Origin of the sequence: Kribbella sp. NPDC050459, from assembly GCF_040655315.1 — a bacterium.
In the GTDB taxonomy this organism is placed as follows: domain Bacteria; phylum Actinomycetota; class Actinomycetes; order Propionibacteriales; family Kribbellaceae; genus Kribbella.
Genome location: NZ_JBFAJQ010000001.1, coordinates 1263412 through 1282589, shown reverse-complemented (window position 1 = coordinate 1282589; position 19178 = coordinate 1263412). Strand labels below are relative to the sequence as shown.

Below are 19178 nucleotides of genomic sequence, written 5' to 3'. Positions count from 1 at the left end.
ACACCACCATCAACCAGCCTCAGCAGACACCCCAACTCCTCCGACAACGACACGGTCCCCGCAACTCCTCAACTCGAGGTGTTGCGAGGACCGCGTGAACCCGCCGAGGGGACGGGCCCTTTCGACGACTCACTCGAGGCAGATCCGGAACGGGTGTCCCGCCGGGTCGGCGTAGATGCGCCAGCCACGTGCGTTGTCGGCGGGCGGTGGGTCCAGCGGGTCGAGCGGCTCGGCCCCGAGAGCGACCACGGTGGCATGACCGCTCGAAAGGTCCTCGACGATCAGGTCGAGATGGAGATCCTGCGCGTCGGTGCCGGGCCACGTGGCCGGCACGTACTCCTCCGAGCGCCGGAAGGCCAGCGTCGAGAACCCCAGCGAGGAACCGGGGCCGGTCAGGCTCCGCCAGTCCTCGTCACCGTTCTCGTCGATCTCCAGCCCCAGCAGCGCCGAGTAGAACTGGGCGAGCTCGAGTGGGTCCGGGCAGTCCAGAACCACCGAGCCGAGCCGCCCGGCAGTACTGCCCGGCTGCTCTGCCACCTGCGTCATCTGTCCTCCACTTTCTGGTACGTCAGCCTGCCCCTGGTCCCGGGGCAGGTGCGGGCAGGGCCCTCTCGTCGGAAGGCCCGGCCGTCTACGATGACAGGTCGCGGGGACAGTTCGCATCTTTCGACACGCGTTCTCGCCGACTGAGCCGGTCGCTGACAGTGAAGAGACGATTTCTCTACCACTGAACCCGCTAAACACCGGTAGCGCGGCGGCGTTCGCCGAGCTTGCGGATCTTGGCCCGGGTCCCGCAGTCCTCCATCGAGCACCAGCGCCGGGAACCGTTGCGGCTGCGGTCCAGGAACAGCCAGCCGCACCCGCCGTCGTCGACCGGGCAGGCCCGCAGCTGGCGCAGCTCGACGGTCCGGATCAGCTCGACCGCCGCGACCACCAGCCGATCGGGGATCAGCTGCGCCGGCGACGTCCCGACCACCAGCTCGGCGATGCCGCGGTCGCGGGCCGGGTCCGGGATCAGCATCGACCGCGCGGCCGCCGCGGACCAGCGCAGCATCAGCCGCTCGAACGCGGAACCTTCGCTCTGCTTGACGCCGTCGGCCGCGATCACCGCGTGCGCGGCCCGCGGCGCGAGCACGTCGTACGTCGCCTCGCGGATCTCGAGCGTCGCGTTCAGCGCCTTCACGGCCAGCTCCGGGGCCGAGCGCCAGGTGCCCTCGACGGCGCTGTAGTCGCGAAGGTCGATCAGTCCGCTCCGGCGGCTCCAGGCCAGCAGTTCAGCGGGAGAGGTGAGGTGGTCGAGCTCCGCGGCGCCGCCTCGCGTGCGCGGGCTGACCGTGTTCACGAGGTCGAGGGCCGGGTGGCCGCCCACGATGCGATATTCCCCGCGAAAACTGTCGGTCATGGATGAGACGCTACCACTGTCCGACATTTTACCGGGATCAGGTGACCCATGACCCTCTCGTCCCGCCGAGCCGGCGCCGCGCTGGCGTTCCTCGGCGTCTCGACCTTCTCGTTCGTGACCGTCGAGGTCCTCCCGATCGGTCTGCTGACCGTGATCGCGGACGACCTCGGGCGGTCGCGTTCGCAGGTCGGCCTCCTCGTCACCGGGTACGCCGCTGTCGTCGTGCTCGCGTCCATCCCCCTCGCCCGGCTGACCCACCACCTCCCCCGCCGCCTGGTGCTGGCCGGCACGCTCGGGGTCCTCACCGTCGCCACCGCACTCTCCGCCGCCGCCCCGTCGTACGAGTTGCTGTTCGCCGCGCGCCTCGTGATCGCTCTCGCGCAGGCGCTGTTCTGGTCGATCGCGCCGCCGATCGCGACCAGCCTGTTCCCGCCGGAGCTCCGCGGCCGGGTGGTCGCGCGGCTCGCGATCGGGACGGCGCTGGCGCCGATCCTCGGCATCCCGCTCGGCACCTGGCTCGGCGAGCAGGCGGGCTGGCGGGTGCCCTTCGTGGTGATGACCGTGCTCGGCGCGGCCGCCTGCGCCGGGATCGCCGCCCTGCTGCCGCGCACCGAGGTGCAGGACAGCCCGTCGCGCCGGGGCAGCTCCCCCGACCTCCGGCGGTACGTCGTCCTGCTCGTCACCTCGGCCGTCGGCGTGACCGGGTTCCTCACGTTCAACACCTACGTCACGCCGTTCCTGCTCGACATCTCCGGGTTCTCGCCCCACGTGCTCGGCCCGATGCTGCTGGCCAGCGGCGCCGGAGGCCTGGCCGGCACGCTGATCGTCGGCCGCATCCTCGACCGGTATCCGTGGGGCACGACCGTGGTTCCTCTCGCGCTGATCGCGCTCGGCCTCTTCGGCTTGTACGCGCTGGGACAGGTGCAGGCCGTGACGGTCGCACTGATAGCACTGATCGGTCTGTCCTTCAGCGGCCTCGCCGTCGCCGTCCAGAGCAGGACGCTGCAGGTCGCCCCGGGCAGCACCGACATCGCCTCGGCCGGGACAAGCTCGGCGTTCAACGTGGGCATCGCCGCCGGCGCCTTCGTCGGCGGCGCGCTGATCGACACCACGACTGTGCGCGCGGTTGCGCTCGTCGGCGGTCTGCTGGCCGCGGCCGCAGCCCTGGTGATGCTGAGCGAGCCCCTGCTGGTCCGGCGCCGGTCCAGCGTGCCAGAGTGCGCCCATGACCTTTGTGAAGAGCCGGCCTGACGCGCCGGCGGGCTTCTTCGAGGTCGAGGCCGCCGGTCTGCGCTGGCTCGCGGTGCCTGGCGGGGTCCCTGTGGCCGAGCCGCTCGATGTGTCTCCCACCCAGCTGACGATCACCAGGCTGGACAGCGCACCGCCGACCGAGTCCGACGCCGAGGACTTCGGTCGGCGGCTGGCTGTCACGCACGACGCCGGTGCCCGCTACTTCGGCGTACCGCCGGACGGGTGGCGCGGCGACGGCTACATCGGCACGGTCCCGCTGCCGCACGCGTCAGAGCCGGTGACGTCGTGGGGCGAGTTCTACGCCAACCTGCGCCTCCGGCCGTACCTGCGTGCCGCCCGTGACGAGGGCATCTACCTCGACGACGTCGAGCGGGTCTGCACCCGGCTGGAGGCGGGTGCGTACGACGACCCATCCGACGAGCCATGCCGGATCCACGGCGATCTGTGGTCCGGCAACGTGCTCTGGACGCCGGACGGTGTCCATCTGATCGATCCGGCCGCGCACGGCGGGCATCGCGAAACCGACCTCGCGATGCTCGCGCTGTTCGGGCTGCCGCGGCTCGACCGCGTCCTTCGCGCGTACGACGAGGCGCACCCGCTCGCGGACGGCTGGCGGGACCGGATCGGGCTGCACCAGCTGCATCCCCTGGTGGTGCATGTCGTTCTCTTCGGCGGCAGCTACGTGACGCACGCCCTCGAGCTCGCCCGGCGGTATTGAAGCCTCTTGACGTAAAGCCGCCGCCCGCGAACACTCTCGATCATGATTCCGCAGCCCACAGCGCAGCAGCCGCTCCTTGACGAGACCTTCATCCTCCAGGCGGACGCCACCATCGGCGTCGACGACCCCGCTGCCCAGCCGATCGCCGAGCGGTTCGCCGCGCGGCTGCGGCGGTCGACCGGCTTCGCGCTGCCGATGCAGGACGGCGCCGGCACCATCACGCTGTCGACCGGCGGCGCCGAGTCCCTGGGCGCCGAGGGCTACGAACTCCGCGCGGACACGTCCGGCGTCACGATCACGGCGGCCGGCGCCGAGGGCCTGTTCCGCGGCGTCACGACGCTCCGCCAACTGCTCCCGGCCAAGGCCGAGGCCGGCAGCGCCCAGGACGGCCCGTGGGAGATCGCCGGTACGACGATCACGGACACCCCGCGGTACGGCTACCGCGGCGTGATGCTCGACGTCACCCGGCACTTCTTCACCGTCGACCAGGTGAAGAAGTTCATCGACCTCGTGTCGCTCTACAAGATCAACCGGCTGCACCTGCATCTGTCCGACGACCAGGGCTGGCGGATCCAGGTGGACTCCTGGCCGCGCCTCACGGAGTACGGCGGCAGTCTGCAGGTCGGCGGCGGCGCGGGCGGCTCCTACACGAAGGAGGACTACGCCGAGCTGGTTCGGTACGCCGGGGAGCGGTACATCACCGTCGTGCCCGAGATCGATACCCCGGGGCACACCAACGCGGCACTGGCGTCGTACCCGGAGCTGAACAAGGGCGACCAGGCGCCGGAGCTCTACACCGAGACCGAGGTCGGGTTCAGCTCGCTCACCATCGACAAGGACGTCACGTACGAGTTCCTGGACGACGTGTTCCGGGAGGTCGCCGAGCAGACGCCGGGTGACGTCCTGCACCTCGGCGGGGACGAGGCCCACTCGACGCCGCACGGGGAGTACCTGACCTTCGTCTCCAGAGCGACCGAGCTGGTCGTGAAGCACGGCAAGCGGGTGATGGGGTGGCACGAGATCGCCGACGGGGAGCTGCCGGCCGGGACCGTGGTGCAGTACTGGGGCACCGAGGACCCGAAGGCGCAGGGCCTGGCGCACAAGGCCGTCGAACAGGGTGCGACGCTGGTGCTGTCCCCCGCGAACCGGGCCTACCTCGATATGAAGTACCACGAGGAGACGCCGCTCGGCCTGCAGTGGGCCGGCCTGGTCAGCGTCGAGCAGTCCTACAGCTGGAACCCGGCGACGCTGATCCCGAACGTGCCGGCAAGCGCCATCGACGGCGTCGAGGCGCCGCTGTGGACGGAGACGCTCGACGACCTGGACAAGGTCGAGTTCATGACGTTCCCGCGGCTCCCCGGGATCGCCGAGCTCGGGTGGTCGCCGGAGTCCGCGCTCGACTGGACGGCGTACCGCGACCGGCTGGCCGAGCAGGGGTCGCGGTGGGAGGTGCTCGACGTCAACTTCTACCGGGCACCGGAGATCGACTGGCGCTGACCCGACCCGGCCGAGTCAGGCCTCCGAGCCGAGGACCCGGTCGAGCAGCCACGCGGTGGCCTCGTCCAGGTCCTGCTCGGCGACGATGTGGATCGTGGTGTCTGCGTCCCGCACCTCCAACCGGTACACGTACCGGTCCGGCTGCGGCCGGCCGGAGCCGAGGTCCTTGGCGCCCAGTGCGCGAACCGCGGCCTCCAGCCGGTCCGCGTCCGGCTGGCCCGTCGTGTCCAGTTCGCCCTGGTGGATCAGCCCGGCGAAACCGCCGCTGCGGGTCACGCTGACGATCACTGCTGCCTCCTCGTGGTTGCGTGCCCTGCAACTCCAGCGCACCTGCCCCGCACCTGTCCACAGCCGCGCGACACGCCGGGGAATCCGATCAGAATTCTGCGTCCATCACCCGGCGTACCGGTGAATTGTCCTTCGTTGCCAATGCCCGGCGGCCGCCGCCGCCTGCGAAACAGCAGGTCGGCGCGTGATTTGCGGGGCCGGACCGCGACCCTCACGGCGGGATGCGGCCGGGCACGGAGCGTAACGACCGGCGACAATCAGCGACACGTGTTTGTGGTCACCCCTACCATCAGCCCGCAGAACGGCTACAGTTATGGCGTTGCAAGTTTGGACTCCCTGACTTTTGCTGTGCTGCATGGCCGGTCTGTCGTCTGGGGCCTTTCGGCGACGCGCGGCTCATGAGGTGTGGGTCGCGGATTGTTAATAGCCATCGAGGAGATAGACAATGGCTGTCGGTACTGTCAAGTGGTTCAACGCTGACAAGGGCTTCGGCTTCATCACCCCGGATGACGGTGGCGCGGACGTGTTCGCGCACTACTCGGCCATCCAGATGTCGGGCTTCCGCTCGCTGGACGAGAACCAGCGCGTCGAGTTCGAGATCACCCAGGGCCAGAAGGGCCTGCAGGCGGAGAACATCCGCGCGATCTGATTCGTCGGATCACCCTTCTAGAACCTACGAAGGGGCCGCACACCGCGATTGGTGTGCGGCCCCTTCGCCGTTTCCCGGGTCTAATGGAAGCGTGACCGAAGACCCGCGGTACAGCCGGCCGGACGAGGATCCCGGCGAGCGCCTCGACCGCCACTGGATCGAGCTCCTCCAAGAGCTGCGGCTGGCCCAGACCGGCACGCAGATCCTGTTCGCGTTCCTGCTCGGGATCGCCTTCCAGGCCCGCTTCCAGGACGCGGGCAGCTTCGTCCACACCGTGTACGCCGCCACGCTGATCGCGTCCGCCCTGTCGGTCGGCCTGTTCGTGGCGCCGGTGTCCTTCCATCGGCTCATCTACCGCCGCCAGCTCCGGCACCGGATGCTCCCGATCGCCAGCCGGATGGCGATCGCCGGCCTGATCTTCCTGATCCTGGCGGTCGCCGGCGGCCTGCTGCTCGCCCTCGACGTCGTCCTCCCCCGGGGGATGGCCGTCCTCGCCGTCGCCTTGATCCTGATCTGGTTCATGATCTTCTGGTACGGCGTCCCCGCCTACATCCGGCGCACTAGCGGAGACGAGGAATGACCTCGGTCGCGATCGTCTCCAGCACCGCCTCCGAGCCGGCGTACACGCCTTCGGAGCGGGGCCAGTGGGTGATGACGTCGGTGAAGCCGAGGGCGGCTGCGCGGCCGGCGGCGTCTTCGAAGGCGGACGGGCTGGACAAGGCGTAGACCTTGGAGTCGAGGGACAGATAGCGGTCCAGGTGGCGGCCCTCGAGGAGGTCGTCGAGGCGGTGGCTGAGGTCGGCGACGGACGTGAACCAGCTGTCCAGGTCGTCGGCCGCTCCCCCGGTCGTCATCCAGCCGTCGCCGTGTTCGGCGGCGAACCTGACCGACCGCGGACCGTTGCCGGCCAGGATGAAGGGGACGCGCGGTTGCTGCACGCAGCCCGGCAGCGTCCGGGCGTTGCGCGTCTCGAAGTACTCGCCCTTGAAGTCCACGCCGTCCGTGGTGAGCAGCGTGTCGAGCAGGTTCACGAACTCTTCGTAGCGGTCCTGCCGCTGCCGCGGTGTCCGGTCCGGCCCGCCCTGGATGGTCGCGTCCAGGCTGCCGCCGGCGCCGATCCCGCAGAGGAGGCGGCCGTCGGAGACGTCGTCGATCGCCAGGATGTCGCGGGTCAGCGCGAGCGGGTGCCGGAAGTTCGGCGACGTGACGAAGGTGCCGAGCCCGATCGTCTCCGTGGCCAGCGCGGCCGCCGTCAGCGTCGGCGTCGTCCCGTACCACGGTGAGTCCTGGAGACCGCTCCAGGTCAGGTGGTCGTACGTCCATGCATGGTCGAACCCGTACTCCTCAGCCCGCCGCCACCGCGGCGCGGCGTCCCGCCACCGGTACTCCGGCAGGATCGCGATCCCGAAACGCATGGACCGCACCCTACCGAGTGTGGCCGAGACCACGATTGTTGCGTTTTGCCACGATCTCCGACACGGTCGTAAGGCCCTACCCCCGACACAACAGAACGGAGGCGCGCCGAAGCGCGGCGTGACTTACCTGTGGCCATCGACATCGACAGCCAGACAGAGACTCCCGACCACGCAGCACATCCCGCAATCGCCACTCCACCACCACCCGGCAGCCGAAGTCGCGGCTCCGGACTCGACCGCGTCACCTTCGGGGTCACCGCGGTCATCGCCCTGGCGTTCGTCGCCTGGGGCATCGTCGACGCCACCGGTCTCGGGACGGCGTCCACCTCGGCCCTCGGCTGGGTCGAACAGAACACCGGCTGGCTGTTCGTCCTGCTGGCCTCCGGCTTCGTCGTCTACGTGATCTGGCTGGCGGCCGGACGCTACGGGCGGATCCCGCTCGGCCGCGACGACGAGGAACCCGAGTTCAAAACCGTGTCCTGGGTCGCGATGATGTTCAGCGCCGGCATGGGCATCGGCCTGATGTTCTTCGGCGTCAGCGAGCCGCTGTCGCACTTCGCCTCTCCCCCGCCCGGCACCGTCGAGGGCGGTACGTCGCAGGCGCTGGAGACCGCGATGGCGACGACGCTGTTCCACTGGACGCTGCACCCGTGGGCGATCTACGCGGTCGTCGGCATCGCGATCGCGTACGGCACCTTCCGGCGCGGCCGCTCGCAGCTGATCAGCGCGGCGTTCGCCCCGCTGCTGGGACGTCGTACCGAAGGGCCGGTCGGCAAGGTCATCGACGGGCTGGCGATCTTCGCGACGCTGTTCGGATCGGCCGCGTCGCTCGGGCTCGGCGCGCTGCAGATCGGGTCCGGCGTCCGGATCCTCGGCTGGCTGGACAAGACCGGCAACGGCGTCATGGTCGGCGTCATCGCCGTACTGACCGCGGCGTTCGTCGCGTCCGCCGTGTCCGGCGTTGCCAAGGGCATCCAATGGCTCTCGAACATCAACATGGTGCTGGCCGTCGTGCTCGCGGTCTTCGTGTTCGTGGTCGGCCCGACGGTGCTGATCCTGAACCTGGTCCCCACCGCGATCGGCGACTACTTCCGCGACCTGGCCGACATGGCCGCCCGGACCGAGGCCAGCGGCGGCGACGCGATGGCGACGTGGCTGTCCGGCTGGACGGTCTTCTACTGGGCCTGGTGGATCTCGTGGACGCCGTTCGTCGGCATGTTCATCGCCCGGATCAGCCGCGGCCGCACGATCCGGCAGTTCGTCACCGGCGTGCTGCTGGTGCCGTCGCTGGTCAGCCTGCTGTGGTTCTGCATCTTCGGCGGGACCGCGATCGACATCCAGCGCGGCGGCACCGACATCGCGGGCGCGTCGACCACCGAGGGCCAGCTGTTCGGCATGCTCGACCACATCCCGCTCAGCGCGGTCACCACGATCATCGTGGTCGTCCTGGTCGCGATCTTCTTCGTGTCCGGTGCGGACGCGGCGTCGATCGTGATGGGCACGCTGTCCGAGCGCGGCGCGATCGAGCCGAAGAAGCCGCTGGTGATCTTCTGGGGCGTGCTCACCGGCGCGGTCGCGGCGGTGATGCTGCTCGCCGGCGGAGGCGGCTCGGATGCCCTGCAAGGCCTGCAGAACCTCACGATCGTCGCGGCGTTGCCGTTCGCGGTCGTCATGGTCGGGCTGGCGGTCGCGCTGGCCAAGGACCTGCGCACGGATCCCCTGATGCTGCGCCGCGAGATCGGCTCGGAGGCGGTCGAGGCGGCGGTCATCGAAGGCGTCGGTCGGCACGGCGACGACTTCGCCCTGGTCGTCTGCAACGGCAACGGCAACGACGACCAGCCGCAGGACGAACCTACGAAGTAGGCGTGGGGAACGTGGCTAGGGAGCTGGTGCCGATACTTCCTAGCCACACCTTGCCGTCGCGTTCGCGGACGCCGGTGGGCATGTGGAAGTCCGGGTGCTTGGCGCGCAGGTCGTGGACCAGCTCGCCGGCCTCGTCGTACGCCTGGATCTCGATGATGTCCGCGGCCTTCGGCTTCAGCGCGTCCGGCAGCGCCCAGACGACCTTGCGGAGCGCCGGGTGCTTGGGCAGCAGCAGGTCGAGGACGGCGTTGCGCGGCGAGCCGACCGCGACCCAGATCAGGCCGTCGGAGCCACGCGCGATGTTGTCCGGCAGCCCCGGTATCTCGGCGATCTGCACGGGCTCGGCGCCGTCGGTCGTGAGGTCGAGCTTGTACAGCCCGTACATCGCGGTCTCGGCCCAGAACAGCGAACGGCGGTCGCTGCTCAGCGCCACGCCGTTCGGGAAGCCGCGGCCGGTGGCCAGCCGGGTGATCTCCCCGTCAGGCGTCCGGCGGTACACGCTGCCGGTGGTGCTGTGTTCGAGGAGGTCGGCCATCCACTCGTCGATCCCGAACCGGGTCGAGGAGTCGGTGAAGTAGATGGTGCCGTCCTCGGTGACGTCGGCGTTGTTGCAGAACCGCATCGGGCGGCCGTCGATCTCCGACAGCAGCGTGCTGATCCGGTGGTCGCGGTCGAGGGTGAGCAGACCTCGGTTGGCGTCGCAGATCAGCACCTTGCCGTCCGGCAGCCACTCCAGCCCGAGCGGCCGGCCGCCGGTGTCGGCGAGCGTGCTGATCGTCAGGCCGTCGGCGCTGACGCGCAGGATGCGGCCGTCGTACAGCCCGGTGAGGACGCTGCCGTCCTCGTCGATCAGCGTGTCCTCGGGGCCGGCGCCCGGCAACGCGACGACCGACACCTCGATCCCGGTCGGCGTCCGGGCCGGCGGCGCGGGCGGCGGGGTCCAGCGGACGGGCGCGATCGACGACTTCATGCCCAGACCCTAGCGCTTCGCAGTCGGCCGGCCACAAACGGTACAGCCCGGACCGACACTCGATCGGTCCGGGCTGCTCGTCGTACTGGTCAGAAGATGACCTCGCCGCGGGCGCGGCGGGCGCGGAGCTTCTCCAGCGCCTCGTCGAGGATCTCCTGGGCCTCCTGCTCGGAGCGGCGCTCCTTCACGTAGGCCAGGTGCGTCTTGTAGGGCTCGATCTTCGGCGGCGGAGGCGGGTTGTTCACATCGGTGCTGGTCGGCAGACCGCACCGCGGACAATCCCACTCCTCCGGGATGGCCGCCTCGACCGCGAACCAGGTCGCGGTCTCGTGGCCGTTCGCACAGAAGAACACGATGCGCTGCCGGGGCGCGGTGTCGCCGCGCTCCGCCTCGCCCATCGGTCCGGCGCCGACCCGGCTGCCACGAATCGCACTGCCACCACCAGCCACGGGAACCTACTCCCCCTCAGCCGAGCTTGTAGAGCAGGCCGAGCGCGACGATGGCGGCGAACCAGATCAGACCGACACCGATGGTGATCCGGTCCAGGTTCCGCTCGGCGACCGACGAGCCGCCCAGGCTGGACGACACACCGCCACCGAAGAGGTCCGAGAGGCCGCCACCGCGGCCTTTGTGCAGCAGCACCAGCAGCGTCAGGAACAGGCTGCAGACGATCACGACGATCGAGAAAGCGAGAATCACGAGGAGTAGCCTAACTGAAGGTCCAGGTAACGGCAGATGCCGGCGAACTCGTCCACCTGGAGGCTCGCACCTCCGACCAGGCAGCCGTCGACATCCGGTTGGGCCATGATGCCACCTGCACTGGCCATCTTCACCGATCCGCCGTAAAGAATCCGTACCGAGTCGGCCACCGAGGGTGAGATCGTCTCCTCGATCCGGCCCCGGATCGCGGCGATCACCTCCTGCGCGTCCTCCGGCGTCGCGACCTCGCCGGTGCCGATCGCCCAGACCGGCTCGTACGCGATCACGACCTTGCGGACGTCGTCCTGCTTCAGCCCGGCCAGACCGGCGTCGACCTGACCCAGGCAGTGCGCGACGTGACCGTCGGCCTTCCGGATCTCCAGGCCCTCGCCGACGCACATGATCGGGGTCAGGCCCGCCTCGAGCGCCTTCGTGGTCTTGGCGTTGACCAGCTCGTCGGTCTCGTTGTGGTACTGCCGGCGCTCGGAGTGTCCGGTCAGCACGTACGTGCAGCCGAGCTTGGTGAGCATCGCCGCCGAGATCTCGCCGGTGTACGCCCCGGAGTCGTGCGTGGACACGTCCTGGGCGCCGTACCTGATCTTCATCCGGTCACCGTCGACCAGCGTCTGCACGCTGCGGATGTCGGTGAACGGCGGCAGCACCGCCACCTCGACCCGGTCGAAGTCGTGCTTCTTGTCCTGCAGCGTCCAGCTCAGCTTTTGCAGCAGGTGCACGGCCTCGACGTGGTTGAGGTTCATCTTCCAGTTGCCCGCCATCAACGGCGTACGGGCGCTGTCGGCCATCGGTTTCAGTCCTCTTCCAGTACCGCGAGACCCGGGAGCTCCTTGCCCTCCAGGTATTCGAGCGACGCACCGCCACCGGTGGAGATGTGGCCGAACGCCTCGTCGGCGAAGCCTAGCTGCCGGACGGCGGCCGCGGAGTCACCGCCGCCGACGACACTCAGGCCGTCCACCTCGGTCAACGCCTGCGCGACGGCCTTGGTTCCGCCGGCGAACGGCGCCATCTCGAAGACGCCCATCGGGCCGTTCCAGAACACGGTGTGCGCGCCGGCGATCCCGGCGGCGAAGGCCGTGCCGGACTCCGGGCCGATGTCCAGGCCGAGCTGGTCGGCGGGGATCGCGTCGGCGGCCACCACGGTGGCCGGCGAGTCGGCGTTGAACTCGGGCGCGACCACGATGTCGGTCGGCAGCACGATCTTGTCGCCGGCCTCCTTCAGGTACCCGCGGACGACGTCCAGCTGGTCCTCTTCGAGCAGGCTCTTGCCGACCTCGTGGCCCTGCGCCTTCAGGAACGTGAAGACCATGCCGCCGCCGATCAGCAGCTTGTCGGCCTTGGCGAGCAGGTTGTCGATCACCGCGAGCTTGTCCGACACCTTGGCGCCGCCGAGCACGACGACGTACGGCCGGGCCGGGTCCTCGGTGAGCTTCTTCAAGACGTCGACCTCGGCGAGCACCAGCCCGCCGGCCGCGTGCGGCAGCTTGCGCGCCACGTCGTACACGCTGGCCTGCTTGCGGTGCACGACACCGAAGCCGTCGCTGACGAACACGTCCGCGAGCGCGGCGAGCTCCTCGGCCAGCGCCTCGCGCTGCGCCTCGTCCTTGCTCTCCTCGCGCGGGTCGTAGCGGACGTTCTCGAGCAGCAGGACCTCGCCCTCGTCCAGATCCTGTACGGCGGCCTGCGCGGCGTCGCCGGTCACGTCACCGGCGAACCGCACGGTGATGCCCTCGGGCTGGAGCAGCTCGCCGAGCCGCTTCGCGACCGGGGCCAGCGTGAACTCCGGCTTCGGCTCGCCCTTCGGACGGCCCAGGTGCGCGGTGACGATCACCTTCGCGCCGGCCTTCGCCAGCGTGATCAGCGTCGGCAGCGAGGCGCGGATCCGGCCGTCGTCGCCGATCACCTCGCCCTTGATCGGCACGTTCAGGTCGGAGCGGACCAGCACCCGCTGACCGGCCAGGTCGCCGAGATCTTCGATGGTCTTCACAGTGTCAGATCCTCAGGAGAAACAGGCTTGCGTCCGAAGGAGGACACCAGGGTCACCTTCGGACGCAAGCACCGGAACGGAACGTCAGAGCGAGGCGCCGACGTGGTTGACCAGGTCGACCAGGCGGTTCGAGTAGCCCCACTCATTGTCGTACCAGCCGACGACCTTGACCTGGTTGCCGATCACCTTGGTCAGGCCCGCGTCGAAGATGCAGGACGCCGGGTCGGTGACGATGTCGCTCGAGACGATCTCGTCCTCGGTGTAGGTCAGGTAGCCCTTCAGCGAGCCCTCGGCCGCGGCCGCCTTGTAGGCCTCCTTGACCTCTTCGACGGTGACCTCGCGGCCGACCTCGACGGTCAGGTCGGTGGCCGAGCCGGTCGGGACCGGCACCCGCAGCGCGTAGCCGTCCAGCTTGCCCTTGAGCTCCGGCAGCACCAGGCCGATCGCCTTCGCGGCGCCGGTCGAGGTCGGGACGATGTTCAGCGCGGCGGCGCGGGCGCGACGCAGGTCCTTGTGCGGGCCGTCCTGCAGGTTCTGGTCCTGGGTGTACGCGTGGATCGTGGTCATCAGACCCTTCTCGATCGTGAACGCGTCGTTCAGAACCTTGGCCAGCGGGGCGATGCAGTTCGTGGTGCAGGACGCGTTCGAGATCACGGTGTGCTTCTCGGCGTCGTACAGGTCGTGGTTCACGCCCATCACCACGGTGAGGTCCTCGTTCTTCGCCGGGGCGGAGATGATGACCTTCTTGGCGCCGTTGTCGGCGTGCGTCTTGGCCTTGGTGGCGTCGGTGAAGAAGCCGGTGGACTCGATCACCACGTCGGCGCCGACGTCCGACCACTTCAGGTTGGCCGGGTCGCGCTCGGCGAACGCCTTGAAGCTCTTGCCGCCGACGGTGATGTCGTCGTCGGTGGCGGAGACCTCACCCGGGAAGCGGCCCAGGATCGAGTCGTACTTCAGCAGGTGAGCGAGGGTCTGGTTGTCGGTCAGGTCGTTGACGGCGACGACCTCGATGTCGGCACCGGACGCCTGCACGGCGCGGAAGAAGTTACGGCCGATGCGGCCGAAGCCGTTGATACCTACGCGTACGGTCACGGGTCTGCGTCTCCTCAGAACTAGCTTTGGCACTGCCGCTACAGCCCGAACACTAGCCCAACAGCCCACTCGATCAACTGGTAGCGTCCAGATGAGACCACCGGTAGTTTTTCACTGCTTCAGACCAGACCACTGGCTGGTACGACGAACGGCGATTTCCGGAAAGTCTCTCCGGAAACCGCCGCTCGATCAGATGTTCATCCCGTTACGGCAGAACGTTCACCGCGGCCCACGCCTTGTCGACCGCGGCCCGCTCCGGGCTGCTCGCGCCGTACAGGTCCGTGGCGGCGTTCAGCGTCGCCGTCCGGGCACCGTGGTAGTCGGTCCGCGACGTCATGTACGTCGTCAGCGCGCGGTACCAGATCTTCTCGGCCTTGGTGATGCCGATCCCGGTGACCGTGACGCCGCCCGCGGTCGGGCTGTTGTACGCGACGCCGTTGATCGTCTTCGCGCCGCTGCCCTCGGACAGCAGGTAGAAGAAGTGGTTGCCGACACCGGACGAGTAGTGCACGTTCAGCCGGCCGACGCTCTTCGACCACGCGTCCGCGCTGGCCCCGTCCATCGACGGCTTGTCCATCCGCCGGATGTAGTTCACCGCCGGGTTGTAGTCGGTGAAGATCTCCTCACCCATCACGTAGTCCGGGGTGTCCTGGCTGTTGGCGGCGTACCACTCGACCGCCGTACCGAAGATGTCCGAGGTGGACTCGTTCAGACCACCGGACTCGCCGCTGTAGCGCAGGCCGGCCGAGCGGCTGGTGACACCGTGGCTCATCTCGTGGCCGGCGATGTCCAGCTCGACCAGCGGGCCGATGCCCTGGCTCGCGTCGCCGTCGCCGTACCGCATGCAGAAGCAGGAGTCGCTCCAGGACGCGTTCACGTACGCGCCGTCGTGGACGTACGACTTCGCGCCCTGACCGTCGTTGGCGATGCCGTTGCGGCCGTGCACGTTCTTGTAGTAGTCCCAGGTCTCCGCGATGCCGTAGTGCGCGTCGACGCCGGCGGTCTGGGCGTTGGAGTTGCTGCCGGTCCCCCACACGTTGTCCGCGTCGGAGTACAGCGTGCCGGCGTTGTACGTCGAGTTGCCGCCACGGACCGGGTCGACCATCGTCCAGCTGGTGCCGGACTTGGTGGTGTCGAGCCCGACGGTGCCGACGTACAGGCCGGTGCCGCTGCCGAGGTCGTCGTTGACGGTCGCCCAGCTGTCGAGAACCTTGCCGGTCTGCGCGTCGACGTACGTCTCGGTGCCGGTCGGCTCACCGTTGGCCTTGCGGCCCTCGCTGACGACCTTGTAGGCGAGCTTGGACTGGCCGGCGTTCGTCACGAAGACGACGAGCTGCTGCTTGCTGCCCTTGGTCTTGGCGGCTGCGAACGCGGTCGCGGCGGACACGGCCGGCTTCGTCGACAGGCTGAGCTTGCCGATCCCACCGGTGGACGAACGGGCCTTGCCCGCCTTGTCCTGGTGGACGACGACATCGCCGCCGACGACGGGCAGACCCTGGTACGTGCGGTCGAACCGGACGTGGCTGCTGCCGTCCGCGTCCGTGACGACATCGCGGACGACCAGGTCGCCGCCGTCGCCGAGGCCGAGCTGCGCGGCGTTGGCACGGGCGGCCGCGACCGGCGACGCGGCGGGGCCGCTGCCGGGCTGGGCGGCCTGGACGGTGGCGGTGATGGAGGCGACGGCCAGGCCGGCGATCGCCGTCGCGGCGAGACCGGCGCGATGGATGCGCTTCATGGGAACTCCCTTGGGCGGAAGACGCGCACGCACCGGGACAAGGTCGTGCGCGAATGGGCACGCACACCCTGTGCGAGCCGTCCGCCAAAAGGAACCGATCGGCGTCGAAAACCCCGAAGTCCCGGGTAATCCTTCGACGCCGGGCCGATCACCCCGCGCCGACGGCAGCGGCCCCGGAAACAAGTTCCGGGGCCGCTGGTTCGTGCGGGAAGTCGCTGCCGGTCAGGCCGGGTCGAGCATCTCCGGGGTCAGGTTGGCCTCGGTGTTCGGGATGCCGAGGTCGCTGGCGCGCTTGTCGGCCATCGCGAGCAACCGGCGGATCCGGCCGGCCACGGCGTCCTTGGTGAGGGCCGGCTCGTGCAGCTGGCCGAGCTCCTCGAGGCTGGCCTGCTTGTGCTCCAGCCGCAGCTTGCCCGCCACCTGCAGGTGGTCCGGCACGTCGTCGCCGAGGATCTCCAGCGCCCGCTCGACGCGCGCACCCGCCGCCACCGCCGCGCGGGCCGAACGGCGCAGGTTCGCGTCGTCGAAGTTGGCCAGCCGGTTCGCGGTCGCGCGGACTTCGCGGCGCATCCGGCGCTCCTCCCAGGCCAGCACCGACTCGTGCGCACCGAGCCGGGTCAGCAGGGCGCCGATCGCGTCGCCGTCGCGGATCACCACGCGATCGACGTTGCGCACCTCGCGGGCCTTCGAACCGATGCCGAGCCGCCGCGCCGCACCGACCAGTGCGAGGGCCGCCTCCGGCCCCGGGCAGGTCACCTCGAGCGAGGACGACCGGCCGGGCTCGGTCAGCGAACCGTGCGCCAGGAACGCACCCCGCCAGGCCGCCACCGCGTCACAGGAAGCCCCGGACACGACCGCCGGCGGAAGACCGCGGACCGGACGGCCGCGGTTGTCGACCAGACCGGTTTGCCGCGCGAGCGCGTCACCGTCCCGGACCACGCGCACGACGTACTTCGTCTGCTTGCGGATCCCGGACGGGGAGATCACCACCACGTCGGACGGGTGGCCGAAGATCTCGGCGATGTCCTTGCGCAGCCGCCGGGCCGCGGCGCCGCTGTCCAGCTCGGCCTCCACGACGATCCGCCCCGACACCAGGTGCAGCCCGCCCGCGAACCGCAATATGGACGACACCTCGGCCTTGCGGCAACAGGGTTTCGTGACCTGGATGCTGGTCAGCTCGGACTTCACCTGTGCAGTCATCGCCATAGAAGGCATCCTCCCACCCATGTCAAAGACCCTCGGTGGGTCACACCCCTTCCAACGCCGCGGCCGGCCGCCCGTTACGAAGTCTGCAACCTTCGGCAGCATTGGCTGCGTTCCCTCGGCAACACTGTGGAACGGAGGGGTATGCACGCACGTGACGAAGCCGAGTTCACCGAGTTCGCCGCCATCATGCTGCGCCGGTTACGACGTACGGCGTACCTGATGTGCGGTGACTGGCATCGGGCCGAGGACGCGGCTCAGGACGCGCTGGTCAAGATCTACCGCCGCTGGACCCGGATCGACCGGACCCAGGGGCTGAACAGCTATGCGCACCAATGCCTGGTGACGGCCGTGTTCGACCAGGCCAGGAAGCCCTGGCGGCGCGAACGCCTCGCCGACACCGAGGAGCCGTCCGCACCACTGCCCGATCACGCGACGTCGGTCGACGACCGCCTGCTCGTCGTCCAGGCCCTCGCCTCCTTGCCGGCGAGTCAGCGGGCGTGCGTCGTACTGCGGCACTACGCCGACCTCAGCCTCGAACAGACCGCCGAAGTCCTCGGCATCGGCGTCGGCGGGGTGAAGAGCCAGTCCTCCCGTGGCCTCGCCCGCCTGCGCGACCTACTCGACCAGACCGAAAGGAGCGCCCCATGAGCACCGACCTCGAACGACTGCTCGCAGCAGCCGCCGACGACACCGACCAGCCGTTGCACACCGACGTCGACGAGATCCTGGTCCGCGGCCGGCGCTCGGTCCGGAAGAGCCGGATCGCCACCGTCTCCACTGCGGTGCTCACCACCGCCGCGATCGTCGGCGGGATCGCCGCATGGTCCACCACGCGCCCCGAGAGCGCAGAACCAGCGGGTACGCCGAACGGCCAGACCATCACCATCGACGTGAAGACCGGCCGGATCATCGACGACGAGACCGGCAAGACGGTCGTGCCGGCTCCGCCGGTGAGCCCGTTGTCCGACGCCGAGGTCCTCAGCCGCTGCACGAAGTACGACCATACGTACCAGCACTTCAGCCAGGCCCACCCCGGCAAGACGCTGGACAAGGCCGGGCCGGTCGATGCCCGCTGGAAGATCGTGGTGAAGAGCGGCGATCGGTCGGTGCTGAACGCCCTGTTCCTCTCACCGGACCAGTCGATCGTCTCGACCTGCACCATGGACGGCCCGGAGAAGCCGGACTCCTTCGGGCGCACCCGCACGGCCGCGATCTCGGCCAAGGGTCAGATCCGGCATCAGATGCAGCCGCAGGACGGCCTCCGCGTTCCGGTCCGCGGTGTCACCCGGGTGCTCGTCGACCTCGCTGGTGAAAGCAGTCCTCGTGAGGCCCTGCTGGGAACTGATGGCTTCCTCACCCTCGGCCACCCCGGCGAGAACGCCAAGCTGATCACGGTGGACCGGATCCGCGGCTACGACGCCGGCGGCACGAAGATCTACGAACACGTCCCGACCCCGATCACTCCCCCGTCGATGCCGGCCGTCGACCCGTCGGTGACCGTCAGGACCGCCGACCCGATCACGCCGCAGGTCGTGCTCACGAAGGATCCGGAGACCGGCAAGCCCCTCGCTCCCGCGCCGCTGGTGAGTGCGCTGACCGACGAGCAGATCACCACCCGCTGCCGTGGGGTGGACGACATCTACTTCAAGGACAGCGCGGGCCATCCGGCCGACCCGCGGATCAAGGCGGCCGGCCCTGTCACGAAGGACTGGCAGGTCGCGCTCAAGACCGGTACCGGCAACAAGCTCACCGCCGTCCTTGTCTCTCCGGACAAGCGGGTCCTCGCGTGGTGCCACATGCTGGCGGCAACGGCCAACGGCCCGTACGACTACGCCCGGAGTGCGGTGCAGTCCAACGGGACCTTCAAGGACGACGGCACGTTCGCCATGGTGCCTAACGGCGTCGCGCAGATCATCGTCGACCTCCCGGGACAAGGCCCGACCCGCGCGCTGATCTCGAACGGCTTCTACATCTGGGGCCTCACCGGCGGGAACTCGGACATCCAGAGCGTCCGGGTCCGCGGGTACGACGCGCGCGGCAAGCAGATCTACGACACCAAGAAGGACGTCGACGCCGACTTCGACTAGAGCTCGTCGTCGATCAGGCTCTTCGGCAGACAGCCGTTGGTCCAGAGGATCGCTTGCCACCGGCAAATGGCGGCGACATTCGCCACACCCTCGTCGTTCCAGTCGTCGTACATCGGTCGCCGCGCAGAGCGGAAATCCCTGCCCCGGTGGAAAAACGCGCGTCTTCACTGATCCTGCAGAAGGATTCCATTGAGTCGCTGAACGTGTGGTGACGTGATCCGCCGGCCCGGGCACGTCACCGCTCGTACAGCGGGCCAGGTCCATTTGCTGCGGGCAACTTCAATCTCTGGCGAATTCTCCGAAA

Annotated in this window: 20 protein-coding genes; 8 read left to right on the top strand and 12 right to left on the bottom strand. The window is 69.3% G+C overall.

The window, feature by feature from the left end; translation table 11 throughout:
- Positions 1–129: 129 nt before the first annotated feature.
- Complete coding sequence (locus AB0I12_RS05870; protein ID WP_355692545.1) at positions 130–546, bottom strand: VOC family protein; 417 nt, start codon at positions 544–546, stop codon at positions 130–132.
- Positions 547–736: 190 nt separating this feature from the next.
- On the bottom strand, positions 737–1402 hold the full coding sequence (locus AB0I12_RS05865; protein WP_359925088.1) for a CGNR zinc finger domain-containing protein: 666 nt from the start codon (positions 1400–1402) through the stop codon (positions 737–739).
- Between the two features lie 48 nt (positions 1403–1450).
- Between AB0I12_RS05865 and AB0I12_RS05860 the strand changes: the two genes are divergently transcribed.
- Genes AB0I12_RS05860 through AB0I12_RS05850 form a run of 3 tightly spaced genes read left to right on the top strand, consistent with a single transcriptional unit; the run spans position 1451 to position 4868 of the window.
- A complete protein-coding gene (locus tag AB0I12_RS05860; protein WP_359925086.1) occupies positions 1451–2653 on the top strand; it encodes an MFS transporter in 1203 nt (400 codons plus the stop codon).
- Entirely contained in the window at positions 2628–3371 is a 744-nt protein-coding gene (locus tag AB0I12_RS05855) for a fructosamine kinase family protein (protein ID WP_359925083.1), read from the top strand. The genes AB0I12_RS05860 and AB0I12_RS05855 overlap by 26 nt, the downstream gene beginning before the upstream one ends.
- A gap of 42 nt (positions 3372–3413) precedes the next feature.
- Positions 3414–4868, top strand: a complete 1455-nt coding sequence (locus tag AB0I12_RS05850; protein WP_359925080.1) for a beta-N-acetylhexosaminidase — start codon at positions 3414–3416, stop codon at positions 4866–4868.
- 15 nt (positions 4869–4883) lie between these two features.
- Here the strand turns inward: AB0I12_RS05850 and AB0I12_RS05845 are convergent, their stop codons facing one another.
- Positions 4884–5156 (bottom strand): protealysin inhibitor emfourin, encoded by a 273-nt coding sequence (locus AB0I12_RS05845; RefSeq protein ID WP_359925077.1) that lies wholly within the window; start codon positions 5154–5156, stop codon positions 4884–4886.
- 445 nt (positions 5157–5601) lie between these two features.
- On the opposite strand from AB0I12_RS05845, the gene AB0I12_RS05840 reads away from it, so the two are divergent.
- Positions 5602–5805 (top strand): cold-shock protein, encoded by a 204-nt coding sequence (locus tag AB0I12_RS05840; RefSeq protein WP_134100749.1) that lies wholly within the window; start codon positions 5602–5604, stop codon positions 5803–5805.
- A gap of 91 nt (positions 5806–5896) precedes the next feature.
- Complete coding sequence (locus AB0I12_RS05835; protein WP_359925074.1) at positions 5897–6385, top strand: DUF6328 family protein; 489 nt, start codon at positions 5897–5899, stop codon at positions 6383–6385.
- On the opposite strand, the gene AB0I12_RS05830 is transcribed toward AB0I12_RS05835, so the two are convergent.
- Positions 6366–7220: an LLM class flavin-dependent oxidoreductase gene (locus tag AB0I12_RS05830; protein ID WP_359925071.1), complete on the bottom strand. Its 855-nt coding sequence runs from the start codon at positions 7218–7220 to the stop codon at positions 6366–6368. The two genes, AB0I12_RS05835 and AB0I12_RS05830, sit on opposite strands and share 20 nt — an antisense overlap.
- Positions 7221–7349: 129 nt before the next feature.
- Here AB0I12_RS05830 and AB0I12_RS05825 point away from each other — a divergent pair, with 129 nt between their 5' ends.
- A complete protein-coding gene (locus AB0I12_RS05825) occupies positions 7350–9083 on the top strand; it encodes a BCCT family transporter (protein WP_359925068.1) in 1734 nt (577 codons plus the stop codon).
- Here AB0I12_RS05825 and AB0I12_RS05820 read toward each other — a convergent pair.
- The 8 genes from AB0I12_RS05820 to whiA form a co-directional block, all read right to left on the bottom strand.
- Positions 9073–10053, bottom strand: a complete 981-nt coding sequence (locus tag AB0I12_RS05820; RefSeq protein ID WP_359925066.1) for an SMP-30/gluconolactonase/LRE family protein — start codon at positions 10051–10053, stop codon at positions 9073–9075. The two genes, AB0I12_RS05825 and AB0I12_RS05820, sit on opposite strands and share 11 nt — an antisense overlap.
- Positions 10054–10142: 89 nt before the next feature.
- The gene (locus tag AB0I12_RS05815; RefSeq protein WP_131296896.1) at positions 10143–10502 is read right to left on the bottom strand and encodes an RNA polymerase-binding protein RbpA; all 360 of its coding nucleotides are present in this window, start codon (positions 10500–10502) and stop codon (positions 10143–10145) included.
- A 16-nt stretch (positions 10503–10518) separates the two neighbouring features.
- On the bottom strand, positions 10519–10752 hold the full coding sequence (gene secG / locus AB0I12_RS05810; protein ID WP_130385521.1) for a preprotein translocase subunit SecG: 234 nt from the start codon (positions 10750–10752) through the stop codon (positions 10519–10521).
- On the bottom strand, positions 10749–11555 hold the full coding sequence (tpiA, locus tag AB0I12_RS05805) for a triose-phosphate isomerase (protein ID WP_359925063.1): 807 nt from the start codon (positions 11553–11555) through the stop codon (positions 10749–10751). Before tpiA ends, secG begins: the two co-directional genes overlap by 4 nt.
- A 5-nt stretch (positions 11556–11560) precedes the next feature.
- Positions 11561–12754, bottom strand: coding sequence for a phosphoglycerate kinase (locus AB0I12_RS05800; RefSeq protein WP_359925060.1), 1194 nt, complete (start codon positions 12752–12754; stop codon positions 11561–11563).
- A gap of 84 nt (positions 12755–12838) precedes the next feature.
- The gene (gene gap / locus AB0I12_RS05795) at positions 12839–13846 is read right to left on the bottom strand and encodes a type I glyceraldehyde-3-phosphate dehydrogenase (protein ID WP_359925057.1); all 1008 of its coding nucleotides are present in this window, start codon (positions 13844–13846) and stop codon (positions 12839–12841) included.
- Between the two features lie 205 nt (positions 13847–14051).
- On the bottom strand, positions 14052–15581 hold the full coding sequence (locus AB0I12_RS05790; RefSeq protein WP_359925055.1) for a M4 family metallopeptidase: 1530 nt from the start codon (positions 15579–15581) through the stop codon (positions 14052–14054).
- Between the two features lie 222 nt (positions 15582–15803).
- A complete protein-coding gene (gene whiA / locus AB0I12_RS05785) occupies positions 15804–16787 on the bottom strand; it encodes a DNA-binding protein WhiA (protein ID WP_141860534.1) in 984 nt (327 codons plus the stop codon).
- Between the two features lie 141 nt (positions 16788–16928).
- Here whiA and AB0I12_RS05780 point away from each other — a divergent pair, with 141 nt between their 5' ends.
- Complete coding sequence (locus tag AB0I12_RS05780; RefSeq protein ID WP_359925052.1) at positions 16929–17435, top strand: SigE family RNA polymerase sigma factor; 507 nt, start codon at positions 16929–16931, stop codon at positions 17433–17435.
- Complete coding sequence (locus AB0I12_RS05775) at positions 17432–18874, top strand: hypothetical protein (protein WP_359925050.1); 1443 nt, start codon at positions 17432–17434, stop codon at positions 18872–18874. The genes AB0I12_RS05780 and AB0I12_RS05775 overlap by 4 nt, the downstream gene beginning before the upstream one ends.
- The last annotated feature ends 304 nt before the right edge of the window (positions 18875–19178 follow it).